This is a genomic window from Rhodobacter sp. JA431 (assembly GCF_900217725.1).
Classification (GTDB): domain Bacteria; phylum Pseudomonadota; class Alphaproteobacteria; order Rhodobacterales; family Rhodobacteraceae; genus Rhodobacter; species Rhodobacter aestuarii.
Genome location: NZ_OBMP01000003.1, coordinates 239,404 through 253,592, shown reverse-complemented (window position 1 = coordinate 253,592; position 14,189 = coordinate 239,404). Strand labels below are relative to the sequence as shown.

Below are 14,189 nucleotides of genomic sequence, written 5' to 3'. Positions count from 1 at the left end.
ATGTCCGTCCGCAATCTCGTCAAATCCATCCAGGACATCATGCGCAAAGACACCGGCGTCGACGGTGATGCTCAGCGCATGTCCCAGCTCGTCTGGATGTTCTTCCTCAAGATCATGGATGACCAAGACGAGGCGCTGGAAATCACGCAAGACGACTATACCTCGCCCATCCCCGAGCCCCTGCAATGGCGCGCTTGGGCGGCCGATCCCGAAGGCATCACCGGCGACACGCTGCTTGCCTTCGTCAATGACGACCTTTTTCCGGGGCTCAAAACTCTATCGCCGCAAAAGGGCCCGCGCGCCAAGGTCGTGCGCGACGTCTTTGAGGATGCCTACAACTATATGAAATCCGGCCAGCTCATGCGGCAGGTGATCAACAAGATCAACGAGGTCGACTTCAACAACCTCACCGAACGCCAGCACTTCGGCGACATTTACGAACAGCTGCTGAACGACCTTCAAAACGCGGGCAACGCGGGCGAATATTACACGCCCCGCGCCGTCACCGCCTTCATGGTGCAGCAGATGGACCCGAAGCCCGGCGAAATCCTCATGGACCCGGCCTGCGGCACCGGCGGCTTCCTCACCTGCGCCATGCGCCACATGCGCGACAAACACATCAAGCGCCCCGAGGATGAGATGCTGATGCAGGCCTCCCTGCGCGCGGTCGAAAAGAAACCCCTGCCCCACATGCTCTGCGTCACCAACATGCTGCTGCACGGGGTGGAGGAGCCGTCTTGGGTCCGCCGTGACAACACGCTCGCCCGCCCGCTGGTCAGCTGGGGGCAGGCAGACAAGGTCGATATCGTCCTGTCCAACCCGCCCTTCGGCGGCAAGGAAGAGGACGGGATCGAGAACAACTTCCCCACCTTCCGCACCCGCGAAACCGCCGACCTCTTCCTCGCCCTCATCATCCGCCTGCTCAAGAACACGGGCCGCGCCGCCGTGGTTTTGCCCGATGGCTCGCTTTTTGGCGAAGGCATCAAGACCCGGCTCAAGGAACACCTGCTGGAAGAATGCAACCTGCACACCATCGTGCGGCTGCCGAACTCGGTCTTCAAACCCTATGCCTCCATCGGCACCAACCTGCTGTTCTTTGAAAAGGGCACGCCCACGCAAGACATCTGGTATTGGGAACACCGCGTGCCCCAGACGCAGAAGGCCTATTCCATGACCAAGCCGATCCGGCTGGAGCATCTGGACGACTGCGCCGCATGGTGGGGCGGGCCAAACCGCGAGGGGCGGCAGGAAAGTGAGCGCGCGTGGAAAGTGTCGATCAATGATGTCCGCGAACGCGGCTTCAACCTCGACATCAAGAACCCGCATGTCGAAGACGTGGACCACGGCGCGCCAGAGGAATTGCTGGCCGACCTGCAACGGACGGAGGCTTCGGTTGAGGCCCTGCAGGCCGAGTTGAAAGCCATCCTGACCGAGGCGCTGTCCCGATGAGCGGCGGCACGATGAACGCGGAGCGGTTGCTGGACCTCTACGAGCAGATCAGCGAAGCACCGGATGCCATCGCCCGGCTGCGGACATTCGTTTTGAATTTGGCCGTGCGGGGAAAAGTCGGCACAGGCATTCCTGAGGAAAGGCCCCTCGAAAAATACGAGATCAACCCAGAGTGGGAATGGCTTCCAGAAAATTGGCGCTCTCTCAACTTTGGGTACCATTGCGACATCCAAGGTGGCAATCAACCTCCCAAGAGTCAGTTCTCAAGTGAGCCGAAAGATGGTTACGTTCGGCTCTTTCAAATACGCGATTTGGGCTCAAACCCGGTCCCAGTATACATCCCAGAAAACTCGACAAAGCGTTTCTGCAAGGAAGGCGAAATTCTCATCGGGCGCTATGGCGCTTCGGTCGGGAAGATTTTTTGGGCACAGACGGGGGCTTACAATGTTGCCTTGGCAAAATTCATATGGCCAGAAGACGCGCTTACCTCTGAATTTTGTTTCCTTCTGCTAAAGTCGGACCTTTTCCAGACATATTTAGAGGGCGCATCGCGTTCCGCACAGGCTGGCTTTAACAAAGGCGACTTGGCTGCGGTCAATTTCCCGCTCCCCCCGCTCGCCGAACAACACCGGATCGTCGCCAAGGTCGATGAGCTTATGGCGCTCTGTGATCGGCTGGAGGAGGCCCGCAAGACGCGGGAGGAGGTGCGCGACAAACTCACAGCTGCCAGCCTCGCCCGCCTGACCGCCCCCGAGACCACGGCAGAGGACTTCCCCACCCACGCCGCCTTCGCCCTTGAGGCGCTCCCCGCCCTCACCACGCGCCCCGACCAAATCAAAACCCTCCGTCAAACCATCCTCAACCTCGCCGTGCGGGGGAAACTGGTGGAACAGGACCCGGCGGATGAACCAGGCCAAAAGCTGCTGGAGCGGATGAGACACCGGGCGGAGGTTCTTAGGCAAGAGGCAGGCGTCCGAAAGAAGAAAACGGTCGCCCCATTGGATGGCATCGACAACATGGGCTTACCGAAGAAATGGAGCGCGGAAGCCTTTGCAAACATAATCGATCCGCGCGCAACGATCTCGTATGGCGTTCTGGTTCCGGGACCGGACGTGGACGAAGGCATCCCTTTCGTACGCGCCCAAGATCTGATGCTGTCCGGGCACCCTGACAAACCCGGCAAAGTCATCGCGCATGACATTGAGTGTAAATACGCTCGAACAAGACTTGAGGGCGGTGAAATCCTTCTTTGTGTCGTTGGAAGCATAGGCAAACTCGGCATTGCTCCCAAGAAATGGGCCGGCGCCAACATTGCGCGTGCAGTCGCCCGCATCGCCCCCATGGAAGAAATCTCCCGTGAGTTTACGCTGCTGTTCCTGCGTAGTGATCTGGCACAGACCTATTTCAATGAGGCAACGAGAACACTTGCGCAGCCGACCTTGAATGTGGGCCTGATAGAGAAGCTGCCTTTCCCCATCCCCCCTCTCGCCGAACAACACCGCATCGTGGTCAAGGTCGACGCCCTCATGGCGCTGTGCGACCGGCTGGAGGCCGCCCTGACCACCGCCAACACCACCCGCGCCCGCCTCCTCGAGGCCCTCCTCCACGAGGCGCTAGACCCGGCTGCGTCACAGGAAAACGCGGCATGAGCAACGGGTTGCCCAACGCAAAGCGCATTCGCATCCGCTCTTTCTACGGGTTCCACCCCGAGGAAGATGGCTATGTCGGTTGGTCCAAGAAAACCGACCGCGACGCCTATCTGCGCAAGCTGAACGACGGCGACCTGATCATGATCTATGGCGCCAGCACCTCCGAAACCAAGAAGGCCGAGCGATCCTACGTGCTGGGCTTTCTTGAGATCGAGGCGCGTGCCATCCGCGACGAGGACAAAGCCTCGGATTTCGGTATGGCGCGCAAACGCGAAAGAGGCTGGCTGGGCCGATGGAGCCACGCCATCCCGGTCCGTCGGGCATGGCGCGCCGAAGAAAAGATGATGATCGGGCAGATTGCGTTTAAGTCCTACCGCCCGGAGGCCGGACAGGCGCTGGCGGTCCACGGGGCTGATCTGGATGACGACGAGATCGCACAGGCGCTAAAGCTGAAGGTGCGCGAAGTGAGCGTGTACGGCGAGCCGCCCTTGACCGAGCCCGATGCACCGGTGCGGCCCTTTGCCGATGCCTTCAAGCCCTCGCGCGCTTTTCCCGGCAGCAAGGGAGAGCGGACGGCCACCTACGAGGATGGCGAAACGTTTCTGTATCTCGCAGTGTTCGCGGGGGACGGGCATGCTCTGCTCGGTCGAAATAAGGCGTTCGGCGACAAGGCGATCGCCATGAAGGTGGGTGTGACCAACAACCCGAAGCGCCGCTGTGACGAACTCAATGCCGGGATACCGCCAGCGGCCAAGGGAAAGTGGGCGATGCGTCTAACGTCCCAACCATTTCCGGACATGCAGCGCGCTGAGGCTGTCGAAGCGTTGTTCAAGGACCGCTCGTGCGAACGGCTAGAAAGCCTTGGAGGCGAGTTCATATGGGGCCGCTTGGAAGATGCGGAGACTCTTTTCTGGTCGCTTCCCGGTATGGCACGATTTTCAAGGAACGTTTGACGCCCGAGAAAGGGGGCCGTGACCGAGCACTGTACCAAGCACGAATGTGGTAAGGGCGGTTTCCGGACCTTGAGTTTGCGGCATCGCATCCGCAGAAAATCCGCGATAGCCGCCGTTCGCGTCGCGCCCCAGGAGCGACAGAGACGCGCAGCAAGCGGATGTTGTGTCGAACAAAACGCAGGAGATGGGCCCTGCAATACCTCGCCGTTCAACAACGCACCGGCGCACGCTAAACACAGAAGCAGCGGATCAGAGATCGGCACCAGGCTTGAACCCACCGGTGTTTTGCACACATCGGGCGTGCAGGAGACGATGATCCCCTCTGACGTGTCGCGACTGCCTTCTCTTGGGATACTCATCGTGCGCCTCAGTTCAGGTCGATGACCTTGCCATTGATCTGCACATTGCCCGAGGCGGTGAAGTTGAACTTGATGCCGATGATCGTCACATTGCCCGAGGCATCCATGAGGAAGGAAAAGCATGACCCTGTCGCGTCCCGCAATCGTCTTCGCCGGAGCCGCTTTGGTCGCCGCAGTTGCAGCGTTTTTTATCGTCAGCCCGCGCCAAATCCCCGCGCGGGACGGTCGGATCGCCTGTGACGGAACGTCCGTAGGGCTTGGGGCGGAAGCCCCTTGGCAATATGTAGCGCTGTTTTCCTACGACTGCGCTGCCACCGCTCCGGTCGCAGACCGGGACGCGCGGGTGCGGCTTGCGCTGGATTACGGCTATCCCTCGCTGCTTGTGCGCGATATCGGTGAGGCCGAGACTGCGCAGATCGTTGCTGCTGCGATCGAAGAGGGGGACCGTGGCTTTTTTTCGGCCGATCCGTACATTGCGGCGAGTGTTGCGTCTTGGCCCGAGGCGTTGCGCTCGCCCGCGGTAGAGGCATTTTTGGCGACCTTGCCGGGGCTGGTCGCCACCACCAGCGGTCCGTTCGACGGGCCTATGCTTGATTCAGCGCCGCTCTGGCACGAGTCACATTTTGCACCTCAGATCGTGGAGTTCTGCGCACGCGGAAACTGTCCGGACGGGGAACAGGGGTGCGGAGGCCCGGTTTTGAGGGCTGCGAAAGCGCGTGTGGCTCAATCTGGGGCGGCCCTGAGTGCGGTGCAGGCGAGCTGCCAACCGTCCTTCGAGTGGCTGCGCGCATTGCGTCGCGCTGGACTGGTAGATACGGCCTGCTCTTCGGCCTTTCAGATCAACGGCGTGATGCAGGGCCGTCTGGAACTCGACGCGCCCTGCTATGATCCTCAGCGCGGTCTGGGATCATTGCCCGTCTCGAGCCCGGCTGACACGCTGAGGTTCTTGCGGCACGTCCGCGGAAAACGCCCCGATGCCGCGACGATGGAGATCGTGGCACAATATTTCCCCGAGATTGCAACCTATCTCGCGCAAGAGTGACAGAACGGCCAAGATGGGAGAAAACCCACAGTAGTTGGAGAATTTCTTAAAGGCTCAGAACTGGCGCGCGTTTCTCAACGAGTGTGGTGAAGGCGGAGGCTGACGCTCCGCCGCGGGCTGCAGTTGCGCGATATCAAGAATTATGCGCCGGGAACGGCGTTCATCAGCGCCCTGAGCTGCTGCCGGTTCCGCGGACACGGATATAAGTCCGCAACCAAGGAACTGGAGAGACAGTGTGTCGAGACGGAAGTATAGCCGCAAGCTCAAGAATAGAGCTGGCTAAGCCTTCAAACGGATCACATGGCGAGACATGCAGGACAACTTTGGAGCTGTCAAATGAGTGAAATTTCCGACCTCATCCAAACCATTATTATGAACGATGCTGGTTTTGAAGGGCCGTGGGACGCCTTCAGCGTCGTGATCGGGTTTGATGTAGAGGGCGATGCAGACAATTCCTACGGCTACCTCTATAAACCGGATGGGGATTTCGAGGCGATTTCGGCCGACCTGTTCGCAATTGAGGCGCCGATGGACGCCTATCTTCGCAGCGTTTACGAGGACGGTCCTTATCCGCTTAAACTGCTGCTGCAATTCGACCGCAATTCGGGGCGGTTCAATATCGACTTCGAAGACAAGGACCCGAAACGCTGGGCCGTGACCCCTGCCGACATCTACGGTTTCATCGAAAGCCTGCGCCCGAAATTCGAGCCATGACCCCGCCAGAAGCCGTGCAAGCCCGTCAGATCATCGGGCTGATCGTGCCCTCAATACCCAGAAACTTCTTCAATTGGATATCATGGCTGGCCCGATGTCGGGCAGCCTCGGCGCGCGGCATGTCCGGAAATGGTTGGGACGTTAGACGCATCGCCCACTTCCCCTTGGCCGCTGGCGGGATCCCGGCATTCAGTTCGTCACAGCGGCGCTTCGGGTTGTTGGTCATGACCTGCCCCCCGGTCGTCCCTCAGTCATAACGAGAGTCCTTGGGGTTGTGCTCCGCTCCCCAACGCTGGACCGCCGGAAGCTGGATTTTCCCGGCTGTTTCACGATGACGGGCTGGTGACGCCATCGGGATAATGCATGGCAATCGGGACGTTGTATCCGATCGCGCTATGGGGTCGGTCTTCATTGTAGTGTCGACGCCAACCTTCCAACTTTTCCCGGGCGTCGGCAAGGCTCATGAACCAGTGGGCGTTTAGGCACTCCGACCGAAGCTTGCTGTTGAAGGCTTCGATGAACCCGTTGTCGGTCGGCTTTCCAGGCCGTGAGAAGTCCAGCGTGACGTCGTTGGCATAGGCCCAGAGATCGAGGTCAGCGTCAGCCGCATCGATATCTTCAAAATCCGGCAGCATCTTCAGGTGATGGCGCAGCGCATCGGGGCACAACCGCTTCTCGAACCGCGCCCAAAGCGCGTCGCGCAGCTCCTCCTTACGCCCCAGCGCCGCAAGGCAGGCGAAATGCGCATCGTCCAACTCGCGCGGGTCATGCCAGTCTGAACGCTGCGCGGCGATGGCGGTGCGGACCAGTGCCAAGGCCTCCTCCGGGCGACCTGCATCCAAAAGGCGGCTCGCGGCATCGGGGGCGATGGTGTGATAGGTCAATTGCTCGGGCGTGTATTTCGCCATCCAGCCATCAACATCGCCTTGCTGGTCGGCTACGTCCTGCAAGATGCGCTCCAACGTGTTATTGCGATGCGCACGGGCGCGGCTTTCGCGCTCCGAGTGGCGGACATAGTCGTGCTGGGCGAGGTCCGCGGCAGAGATCGGCGTATCAAAAGTCGCAGTCGCCTTCTCCTTCAGCGCGGCAAGCCCGTCCGGGCCAAGCGCCGGCGCAAGAACGTCAATCGCGTGGTCGAACGCGCCGTAACCATCCGCGACCGTGGCCTCAAGGATTTGCTCGGCCAAGGTCTCTGCGCTGAGCGTCAGGTGCGGAGCGATCTCGCCAATGGCCTCCATTGCGGCGCGCATCGTGTCACCAATGCTGCCCCAGCTGTCATCGGTGCGCTCGTGGATACCTTCGGCGAGATGCAGCTGCGCCCAGAGCAGATCGAAGGCCAAAGACGGCGCAGTGGGCGCGATGCGGGTTGTGATCAGCTCGATAACCCCGGTCAACTCCTGCGCGAGCTTTTTCTGTGCGGGACGGTTGAGGAAGCTTTGGGCCCGCCGGATCGCGGCAAAGCGCTTGCGGATATCGGCGGCCACGGCCTCGGGTCCGTCATCGGCGGCCAACGCCATGCGCACCCGACGTTGCCGCGCGGCATCCCCCTTCACTGTCTCAAGGAGAAGATCGGCCAGAACCTCGGCGCCGAGTGCCATCAGATTGGTTTTGTTGAGCGGTTTTCCGGCCATGGCGCTGCCTTTGTATCTCCGAGGTCATCCTAGCATAACGAACGCCCCCGCAAGTCAACATATAGAAAAGGCGCCCATCGGGCGCCCTACATATAGACCTCGGGAAAAACTTAGCCTTCGTTGGGAAAAACTCAGGTTAGTTCTACACCCTCAGTGGGTCCAGTTCGCCCGGCGGTTGGGTTGGAAGTTCTCGCCGTATCCCATCGGGCGGATGTTGACCGCGCGTTTGTGGGCGGTGGTCACGGTGTAATCAAGGCCGTGACTCTTGGCATAGTGCTCGGCCGCCTCGCGGCTGTCGAACTTCAGCCGCACTTGGCTTTGCGTATCGGCCGAGCCGGTCCAGCCCATCAGCGGATCAATGTCGCGCGCCTCGGCGGGCAGAAAATCCAGATACCAGAGCTTGGTCTTCGCCTGACCAGACTGCATGGCGTTGCGGGCAGGTTGATAGATACGTGCGCGCATGGGAATCCTCTCTGCTGACAGGCTTGGTTTTAGCGTTTTGGGCGAAAAGCGCAAGCCTTGCATACCAATGTGTGCCGAAATCGACCTAGTCGACACCTTTGATGAGGGAGGGATGCTACCGGCCGGGTCTGGGGAGCGAGGGGTGGGGTGGTGCCCCGGCCGGTAGCCAATGCTGCTTGCTTGAATAGAATGCGAAATATGACCTCGAATCGCAAGCGCTTACCGCCCGCAAGCCACTGATATGCATCGAAAATTTTAGCGTTTACCTTAACCTCTTCGCAACACTTTCCACAAGACCTTGAAAGAGAACGAAAAGGGACCGACATTGTGGCCTGTCCAAGGATGCCGCGATGCCCCACAACACCACCAATCAACCCGTTCCCCGTCCCGAAGTGCTGACCCGCCCCAAGCTAGAGGGCGGCAAACGCTTTGTGATGGCGACCGAATTTGCCCCCGCCGGGGACCAACCAAGCGCGATTGCGGAACTCTCGGCGGCGGTGCTGGCGGGCGAGCGCGATCAGGTGCTGCTCGGGGCCACCGGCACCGGCAAAACCTATACGATGGCGAAGGTCATTGAGCAGACCCAGCGCCCCGCCATCATCCTGGCGCCGAACAAGACGCTTGCGGCGCAATTATATGGGGAATTCAAAGGCTTCTTCCCTGATAACGCGGTGGAATATTTCGTTTCCTACTACGACTACTACCAACCCGAAGCCTATGTCGCGCGGACCGACACCTATATCGAGAAGGAATCGATGATCAACGAGCAGATCGACCGGATGCGCCACTCGGCCACTCGGGCGCTGCTGGAACGCGATGACGTGATCATCGTCGCCTCGGTGTCTTGCATTTATGGTATCGGCTCGGTCGAGACCTATTCGGCGATGACGCTCGATCTGAAGGTGGGTGAGCTTTACGACCAGCGCAAATTCCTCGCCGATCTGGTGGCGCAGCAATACAAACGATTGGATGCCGCCTTTCAGCGTGGGGCATTCCGCGTGAAGGGGGACACGGTAGATCTTTGGCCGGCTCACCTTGAAGACCGCGCTTGGCGTATGTCGTTTTTTGGTGAGGAATTGGAGGCGATCACCGAGTTTGACCCGCTGACAGGTTCGAAAACGGATAGTTTTGAGCAGATCCGGATCTATGCAAACAGCCACTATGTGACCCCGCGCCCGACCCTTCAACAGGCGACGAAACAAATCCGGGTGGAACTGGCGCAGCGACTTAAGCAGTTCAATGACGAAGGCAAGCTTTTGGAAGCGCAGCGGCTGGAGCAGCGCACCAATTTTGACCTAGAGATGTTGGAAGCGACCGGTGTTTGCTCGGGGATCGAGAACTATTCGCGCTATCTGACGGGCCGCAACCCCGGCGAGCCGCCGCCCACCCTTTTTGAATTCATTCCCGATAATGCGATTGTTTTTGCAGATGAATCTCACGTCACCGTGCCGCAAATCGGCGGCATGTATCGGGGCGACTATCGGCGCAAGTTCACGCTGGCCGAACACGGGTTCCGCCTGCCCTCTTGCATGGATAACCGACCGCTGAAGTTCGAAGAATGGGATGCGATGCGGCCGCAATCGGTCTTTGTATCTGCCACACCCGCAGGCTGGGAGATGGAACAGACCGGCGGCGTCTTTACCGAACAAGTCATCCGCCCCACCGGGCTTTTGGACCCGGAGGTGGAAATTCGTCCGGTCGAAACGCAGGTCGATGATCTTTTGGATGAAATCCGCAAAGTTGCGGCCAAAGGCTTGCGCGTTTTGTGCACCACGCTGACGAAGCGGATGGCCGAGGACCTTACAGAATATCTACATGAACAGGGCATTCGCGTGCGGTATATGCACTCGGATATTGACACAATCGAACGTATCGAGATTTTGCGAGACCTGCGGCTCGGGGCCTTTGATGTGCTGATTGGCATCAACCTGCTGCGCGAGGGCTTGGATATTCCCGAATGCGGGCTGGTGGCCATTCTCGATGCCGACAAAGAGGGGTTCTTGCGCTCGGAAACCTCGCTGATTCAGACCATCGGCCGGGCAGCGCGGAACGCCGATGGCCGGGTGATCATGTACGCCGATAAAATCACCGGGTCGATGCAGCGTGCACTGGATGAAACGAACCGGCGCCGCGAAAAGCAGATCGCTTACAACACCGAACACGGCATCACCCCGCAAACCGTGCGCAAGAATGTCGATGATGTTCTGGCCGGGCTGTGGCAGGGCGACACCGATATGGCTCGCGTCACCGCAAAAGTTGACAATGTGAAAGCCGGGGCCAATTTGGCCGCGCATCTTGACGCCCTCAGGTTGCAAATGCGCAAGGCCGCAGAGAACCTTGAATTTGAAGAAGCGGCCCGTCTGCGCGATGAGGTCAAGCGTTTGGAAGCGGTGGAATTGGCCGTGGCCGATGACCCGCTGGCGCGGCAATCGGCGGTGGATGAAGCCGTGGAGGCCGCAACGAAGGCGACAGGCCGCTCAACCGCTGGCCGCCCGGGGCAACGGGGTGGCGTGAAAAGGCCGAAGAAACGCTAGCCAGAGCACAACCGAGGGCTGTTTCACATTCAAAATCGCGCCATTTTGGTGTATCCTTCCCCGCATTGTAAGTGTGTTGAGGAAGGAGTTACCCCATGAAACATCCGACCCCTACGGACAACCGCGCTTGGTGGCGCGAGATGCTTGAAAAAGCCCGTCGAGACGAGATGCAGCGCCTGCGCGAGTCGATGGTCAAAAAGCATGAAATCCTTGAACTCATTGAACACGCAGACCCCGAAGGGCCGCATCTGCCCGAACCGATCCCGCGAGGCTATGACGATCCCCTTTTCCAGTCTGATCCGCTCGTCTTTGACGATCCGATCTTCAAACGGATCCTCGCGAAAGACCCCAAGCGGGCCGAATGGGTGGAACGCGTAAGATTGGCGCGTCAAGTCAAGGCCGTGCGTGAAATGCTTGAGGTTATTGACGAAGTTCTCAAGCTGAAAGAACGCGACCTGACCCCGCATCGCTGAATCTTACGCCAAGAATAGGGGCGGCATTTCCCGCCCCTTACCCACGCGCCCATGCGCGCCGCAATTTAAAACTCGCCCGCAGCTCTCCCAAGATCGGTCCAAAGCTGCGGCAAACCGTTTTTATCACGTTGTTTGAGTTAGTCGTTTCTGGGCTGCGCCCCCCTAACATGCAGTCGCCCGTCTGGCACATGAGGTTGATATGACCGTTGCAACACTCACCCCCAAAGATATGGCGAAAAAGGCTTTCGCCGCCATGAGCATGCTAAGCGCGCCCCCCGCCGAATGTATGCGTGCAGTCACGCTTGGAGATAGCTCAAAATTCGAAGCCGCCGCGGGATTTCCGGCCAAGATCGTCACTGGAAAAGACGGCGAAGCGTTTTGCAAAAAGCGCAATCCGAAAAATCCGCCAAACGCGTGCTATGACTGGAGCACGAAAAAGCTTTATGTGCGGTTTGACCCAGCCAAGATGGATGGTGGCGGGGCCGCGACCTTTGTGCATGAGCTCATTCACGCCTGTGAACAGCACTCCAACTCGTATCCTACCCCGATCATTGATGCCATCACCGCGCTGCTCCCGAACAACACGCCGGAGCGGGCGATGCTGGAGCGCAATGCGACCTATTTCGACCGCGCGCTGAACCAACTCAAAGCACTGCCAGCCTATGAAAAGCCCCTTCCTGCCGGGGCGGATATCTTTGACACCACGCGCTGGATTCTGGACATCATCGCAGCCTTTCAAGCCTATGATCTCGCCGAGCAAGGCTTTTTGATCGACAAAGCCCCGCCATACCCGCCCAACCATAAGGATCTAAAAGACTTTCTGGGCATAGATATCGCCTTTGAGCGGGTGCTGAAACACTATGCAACAGGCGCGGCTGGGGAACGGTTGGCGATCCTTGCGGGCCACTGGAAAGAAATCGCGCCAATCGCCCCTGCCCTCGAAGGGCTGTATGAAAAAACCGAGCGCGCCTATATGAAAACCGTCGATGCGTGGCTTGCCGCACAAGGTCCGGGCCTGAGCGCCGCGGAGAAAAAAGAACACCGCGACGCCAAGGAAGAGGAAGCGATTTTGGCCGCGGCCGCTCAGGTTGCCGAATACTTGGAAATGGTGATCGGTCCCGAGGCGGCGAAGCTTTATCCGGGCGGCCAGCTCCCGCGCAAACCCGGCTTTTAACGCCTTGAGGATGGGGCGGATTTAATAATCCGCCGCCACCTCATACATCACGGGCTCAAAACTCCGGCACAGGGTGGCGATCACCTTGTTGCGCGCGATCATTTCCGGGCTGCGGAGCATGGCTTGGTAATCGCCACGCTTTTCCCATTTCGAATAGGTGGCGATCCGGGTCTGGGCGTCATTCATATGCAGCCCAGCGCCCAGAAAGCCCGCCGCTTGGCTGATGCACTCGGTATAGGCTTTTTGCAGATGTTCCATCAGTTCGGATGCTGTGGCCGGTGTCATCTCGAAGGTGCAAATCACCGTCTGGCCATCAAAATCGGCTTTGATCTCTGGCATGCTCTCTCCTCCTGTCTCCCTTGCGTCAGGATGACACAGGTCCGCACAAAATCCAGCCTTTTCGCCCGTGCCGCAGCGTTCTGCCGCTGCCCCGAACGCCCCGCATGACAGGGGCGTAACAGAATTGTTGCAACGCGGCGCATTTCGCGCAAATCTTTCCCGGTCGGTCAAAACCGACCATTGAAGGGGGGCGCACGTCGCAAGACTGTCACAGAACGCGCCTAGGTGCTGGCTGGTGCCCGTTGTGGGCCCAACCTTCCGAAAACGGGGAGAAAAGAATGAAACCGATCCACGTCCTCGCCGGGGCTGCTGCGCTTCTGGCCTCGACCGCGCTCGTCCATGCCGATGATATAGCCGCGCTGGAAGCTGCCGCGAAAGAAGAAGGCATGCTGACCACCATCGCGCTGCCGCACAGCTGGTGTGGCTATGGCGATGTGATCGCTGGCTTCAAAGCGAAATATCCGGACATTGAAGTCAACGAGTTGAACCCCGATGCGGGCTCGGCCGATGAGCTGGAAGCGATCCGTGCGAACGTCGGCAACACCGGCCCGCAAGCGCCCGACGTGATCGACGTGGGTCTGTCCTTTGGCCCGCAAGCCAAAGAAGAAGGCCTGATCCAACCCTATAAAGTGTCCACCTGGGACGATATCCCGGATGCCGTGAAAGACGCTGATGGCTATTGGTATGGCGACTATTACGGCGTCATGTCCTTCATGGTGAACAAAGACCTCGTGATGGATACCCCCAAAGATTGGGGCGATCTGCTCAAATCCGATTACGTGGGCCAAGTGGCGCTGGCCGGTGACCCGCGTGCCTCGAACCAAGCGATCTTGGCGGTTCTCGCCGCGGGCATGGCCAATGGCGGTGCGGCTGGCCAAGAAGCCGGTGAGAAAGGCCTTGAATACTTCAAGGAAATGAATGCGAACGGCAACTTCGTTCCGGTCATCGGCAAAGCGGGCACGCTCGCCCAAGGCGCGACGCCGATCGTCGTGATGTGGGACTATAACGCCTTGGCCGCGCGCGACACGCTGGCGGGCAACCCGCCGGTTGAGGTCGTTGTGCCGGAAACCGGCGTTTTGGCGGGCGTTTATGTGCAGGCGATTTCCGCCCATGCGCCGCACCCGAATGCCGCGAAACTCTGGATGGAATACATCTATTCGGATGAAGGCCAAAACCTCTGGCTCAAAGGCTACTGCCACCCGGCGCGCTTCAACGCGATGGCCGAAGCGGGCGTTGTGCCGCAAGAGCTGATCGACGCGCTGCCCCCGGCAGAAGCCTATGCCAAGGCCTATTTCCCGTCTCTTGACGAGCAAGGCGCGAACAAAGAAGCCGTGACCGCTGGCTGGGATGCGGTCGTGGGCGCCAACGTCCAATAAACCGGGGCCCCTGCCCCTTCGCCGCCTCCGGCCC

General features: G+C 59.5%; 12 protein-coding genes and 2 pseudogenes. 9 read left to right on the top strand and 5 right to left on the bottom strand.

Translation table 11 applies throughout. The annotated features are described in order from the left end of the window. The 5 genes from CRO18_RS08080 (at nt 1) to CRO18_RS08060 (ending at nt 6,166) form a co-directional block, all read left to right on the top strand. Nucleotides 1-1,449, top strand: a complete 1,449-nt coding sequence (locus CRO18_RS08080; RefSeq protein WP_097081747.1) for a class I SAM-dependent DNA methyltransferase — start codon at nt 1-3, stop codon at nt 1,447-1,449. Beyond that, the gene (locus tag CRO18_RS08075) at nt 1,446-3,098 is read left to right on the top strand and encodes a restriction endonuclease subunit S (protein WP_097081746.1); all 1,653 of its coding nucleotides are present in this window, start codon (nt 1,446-1,448) and stop codon (nt 3,096-3,098) included. Before CRO18_RS08080 ends, CRO18_RS08075 begins: the two co-directional genes overlap by 4 nt. Further along, complete coding sequence (locus CRO18_RS08070; protein ID WP_249276015.1) at nt 3,095-4,051, top strand: GIY-YIG nuclease family protein; 957 nt, start codon at nt 3,095-3,097, stop codon at nt 4,049-4,051. The genes CRO18_RS08075 and CRO18_RS08070 overlap by 4 nt, the downstream gene beginning before the upstream one ends. 480 nt (nt 4,052-4,531) lie before the next feature. Further along, nucleotides 4,532-5,452 (top strand): hypothetical protein, encoded by a 921-nt coding sequence (locus tag CRO18_RS08065; RefSeq protein ID WP_097081745.1) that lies wholly within the window; start codon nt 4,532-4,534, stop codon nt 5,450-5,452. A 336-nt stretch (nt 5,453-5,788) separates the two neighbouring features. Continuing rightward, complete coding sequence (locus CRO18_RS08060) at nt 5,789-6,166, top strand: hypothetical protein (protein ID WP_076486461.1); 378 nt, start codon at nt 5,789-5,791, stop codon at nt 6,164-6,166. A 25-nt stretch (nt 6,167-6,191) separates the two neighbouring features. Here the strand turns inward: CRO18_RS08060 and CRO18_RS18965 are convergent, their stop codons facing one another. The 4 genes and pseudogenes from CRO18_RS18965 to CRO18_RS08045 form a co-directional block, all read right to left on the bottom strand. After that, complete coding sequence (locus CRO18_RS18965) at nt 6,192-6,392, bottom strand: hypothetical protein (RefSeq protein ID WP_097081744.1); 201 nt, start codon at nt 6,390-6,392, stop codon at nt 6,192-6,194. A 100-nt stretch (nt 6,393-6,492) separates the two neighbouring features. Continuing rightward, a pseudogene (locus tag CRO18_RS18510) lies at nt 6,493-6,762 on the bottom strand (transposase); the annotation flags it as partial. Next, nucleotides 6,757-7,797, bottom strand: a pseudogene (locus tag CRO18_RS19210) (DUF6880 family protein); the annotation flags it as partial. The pseudogenes CRO18_RS19210 and CRO18_RS18510, both read right to left, overlap by 6 nt. Before the next feature lie 150 nt (nt 7,798-7,947). Beyond that, nucleotides 7,948-8,259, bottom strand: a complete 312-nt coding sequence (locus CRO18_RS08045) for an ETC complex I subunit (protein WP_076485672.1) — start codon at nt 8,257-8,259, stop codon at nt 7,948-7,950. A 350-nt stretch (nt 8,260-8,609) separates the two neighbouring features. Here CRO18_RS08045 and uvrB point away from each other — a divergent pair, with 350 nt between their 5' ends. From uvrB to CRO18_RS08030, 3 genes are all read left to right on the top strand, one after another. Next, entirely contained in the window at nt 8,610-10,793 is a 2,184-nt protein-coding gene (gene uvrB / locus CRO18_RS08040) for an excinuclease ABC subunit UvrB (RefSeq protein ID WP_097081742.1), read from the top strand. A gap of 95 nt (nt 10,794-10,888) precedes the next feature. Then, the gene (locus tag CRO18_RS08035; protein ID WP_097081741.1) at nt 10,889-11,266 is read left to right on the top strand and encodes a hypothetical protein; all 378 of its coding nucleotides are present in this window, start codon (nt 10,889-10,891) and stop codon (nt 11,264-11,266) included. 199 nt (nt 11,267-11,465) lie between these two features. Beyond that, nucleotides 11,466-12,440 carry a hypothetical protein gene (locus tag CRO18_RS08030; RefSeq protein WP_097081740.1) on the top strand — a complete coding sequence of 325 codons (975 nt, stop codon included), beginning with the start codon at nt 11,466-11,468 and terminating at the stop codon, nt 12,438-12,440. A gap of 21 nt (nt 12,441-12,461) precedes the next feature. Here the strand turns inward: CRO18_RS08030 and CRO18_RS08025 are convergent, their stop codons facing one another. Beyond that, the gene (locus CRO18_RS08025; protein ID WP_076485676.1) at nt 12,462-12,779 is read right to left on the bottom strand and encodes an antibiotic biosynthesis monooxygenase; all 318 of its coding nucleotides are present in this window, start codon (nt 12,777-12,779) and stop codon (nt 12,462-12,464) included. A 278-nt stretch (nt 12,780-13,057) separates the two neighbouring features. Between CRO18_RS08025 and CRO18_RS08020 the strand changes: the two genes are divergently transcribed. Then, nucleotides 13,058-14,155, top strand: coding sequence for an ABC transporter substrate-binding protein (locus CRO18_RS08020; RefSeq protein WP_097081739.1), 1,098 nt, complete (start codon nt 13,058-13,060; stop codon nt 14,153-14,155). The last annotated feature ends 34 nt before the right edge of the window (nt 14,156-14,189 follow it).

Excerpts from the sequence above, each read along its gene's own strand:
- CRO18_RS08025 (WP_076485676.1), bottom strand. The coding sequence starts at position 12,779 with ATGCCAGAGATCAAAGCCGATTTTGATGGCCAGACGGTGATTTGCACC.
- CRO18_RS08065 (WP_097081745.1), top strand. The coding sequence starts at position 4,532 with ATGACCCTGTCGCGTCCCGCAATCGTCTTCGCCGGAGCCGCTTTGGTC.
- CRO18_RS08075 (WP_097081746.1), top strand. The coding sequence starts at position 1,446 with ATGAGCGGCGGCACGATGAACGCGGAGCGGTTGCTGGACCTCTACGAG.
- CRO18_RS18965 (WP_097081744.1), bottom strand. The coding sequence starts at position 6,392 with ATGACCAACAACCCGAAGCGCCGCTGTGACGAACTGAATGCCGGGATC.
- CRO18_RS08045 (WP_076485672.1), bottom strand. The coding sequence starts at position 8,259 with ATGCGCGCACGTATCTATCAACCTGCCCGCAACGCCATGCAGTCTGGT.
- CRO18_RS08070 (WP_249276015.1), top strand. The coding sequence starts at position 3,095 with ATGAGCAACGGGTTGCCCAACGCAAAGCGCATTCGCATCCGCTCTTTC.
- CRO18_RS08080 (WP_097081747.1), top strand. The coding sequence starts at position 1 with ATGTCCGTCCGCAATCTCGTCAAATCCATCCAGGACATCATGCGCAAA.
- CRO18_RS08060 (WP_076486461.1), top strand. The coding sequence starts at position 5,789 with ATGAGTGAAATTTCCGACCTCATCCAAACCATTATTATGAACGATGCT.
- CRO18_RS08035 (WP_097081741.1), top strand. The coding sequence starts at position 10,889 with ATGAAACATCCGACCCCTACGGACAACCGCGCTTGGTGGCGCGAGATG.
- CRO18_RS08020 (WP_097081739.1), top strand. The coding sequence starts at position 13,058 with ATGAAACCGATCCACGTCCTCGCCGGGGCTGCTGCGCTTCTGGCCTCG.
- CRO18_RS08030 (WP_097081740.1), top strand. The coding sequence starts at position 11,466 with ATGACCGTTGCAACACTCACCCCCAAAGATATGGCGAAAAAGGCTTTC.
- uvrB (WP_097081742.1), top strand. The coding sequence starts at position 8,610 with ATGCCCCACAACACCACCAATCAACCCGTTCCCCGTCCCGAAGTGCTG.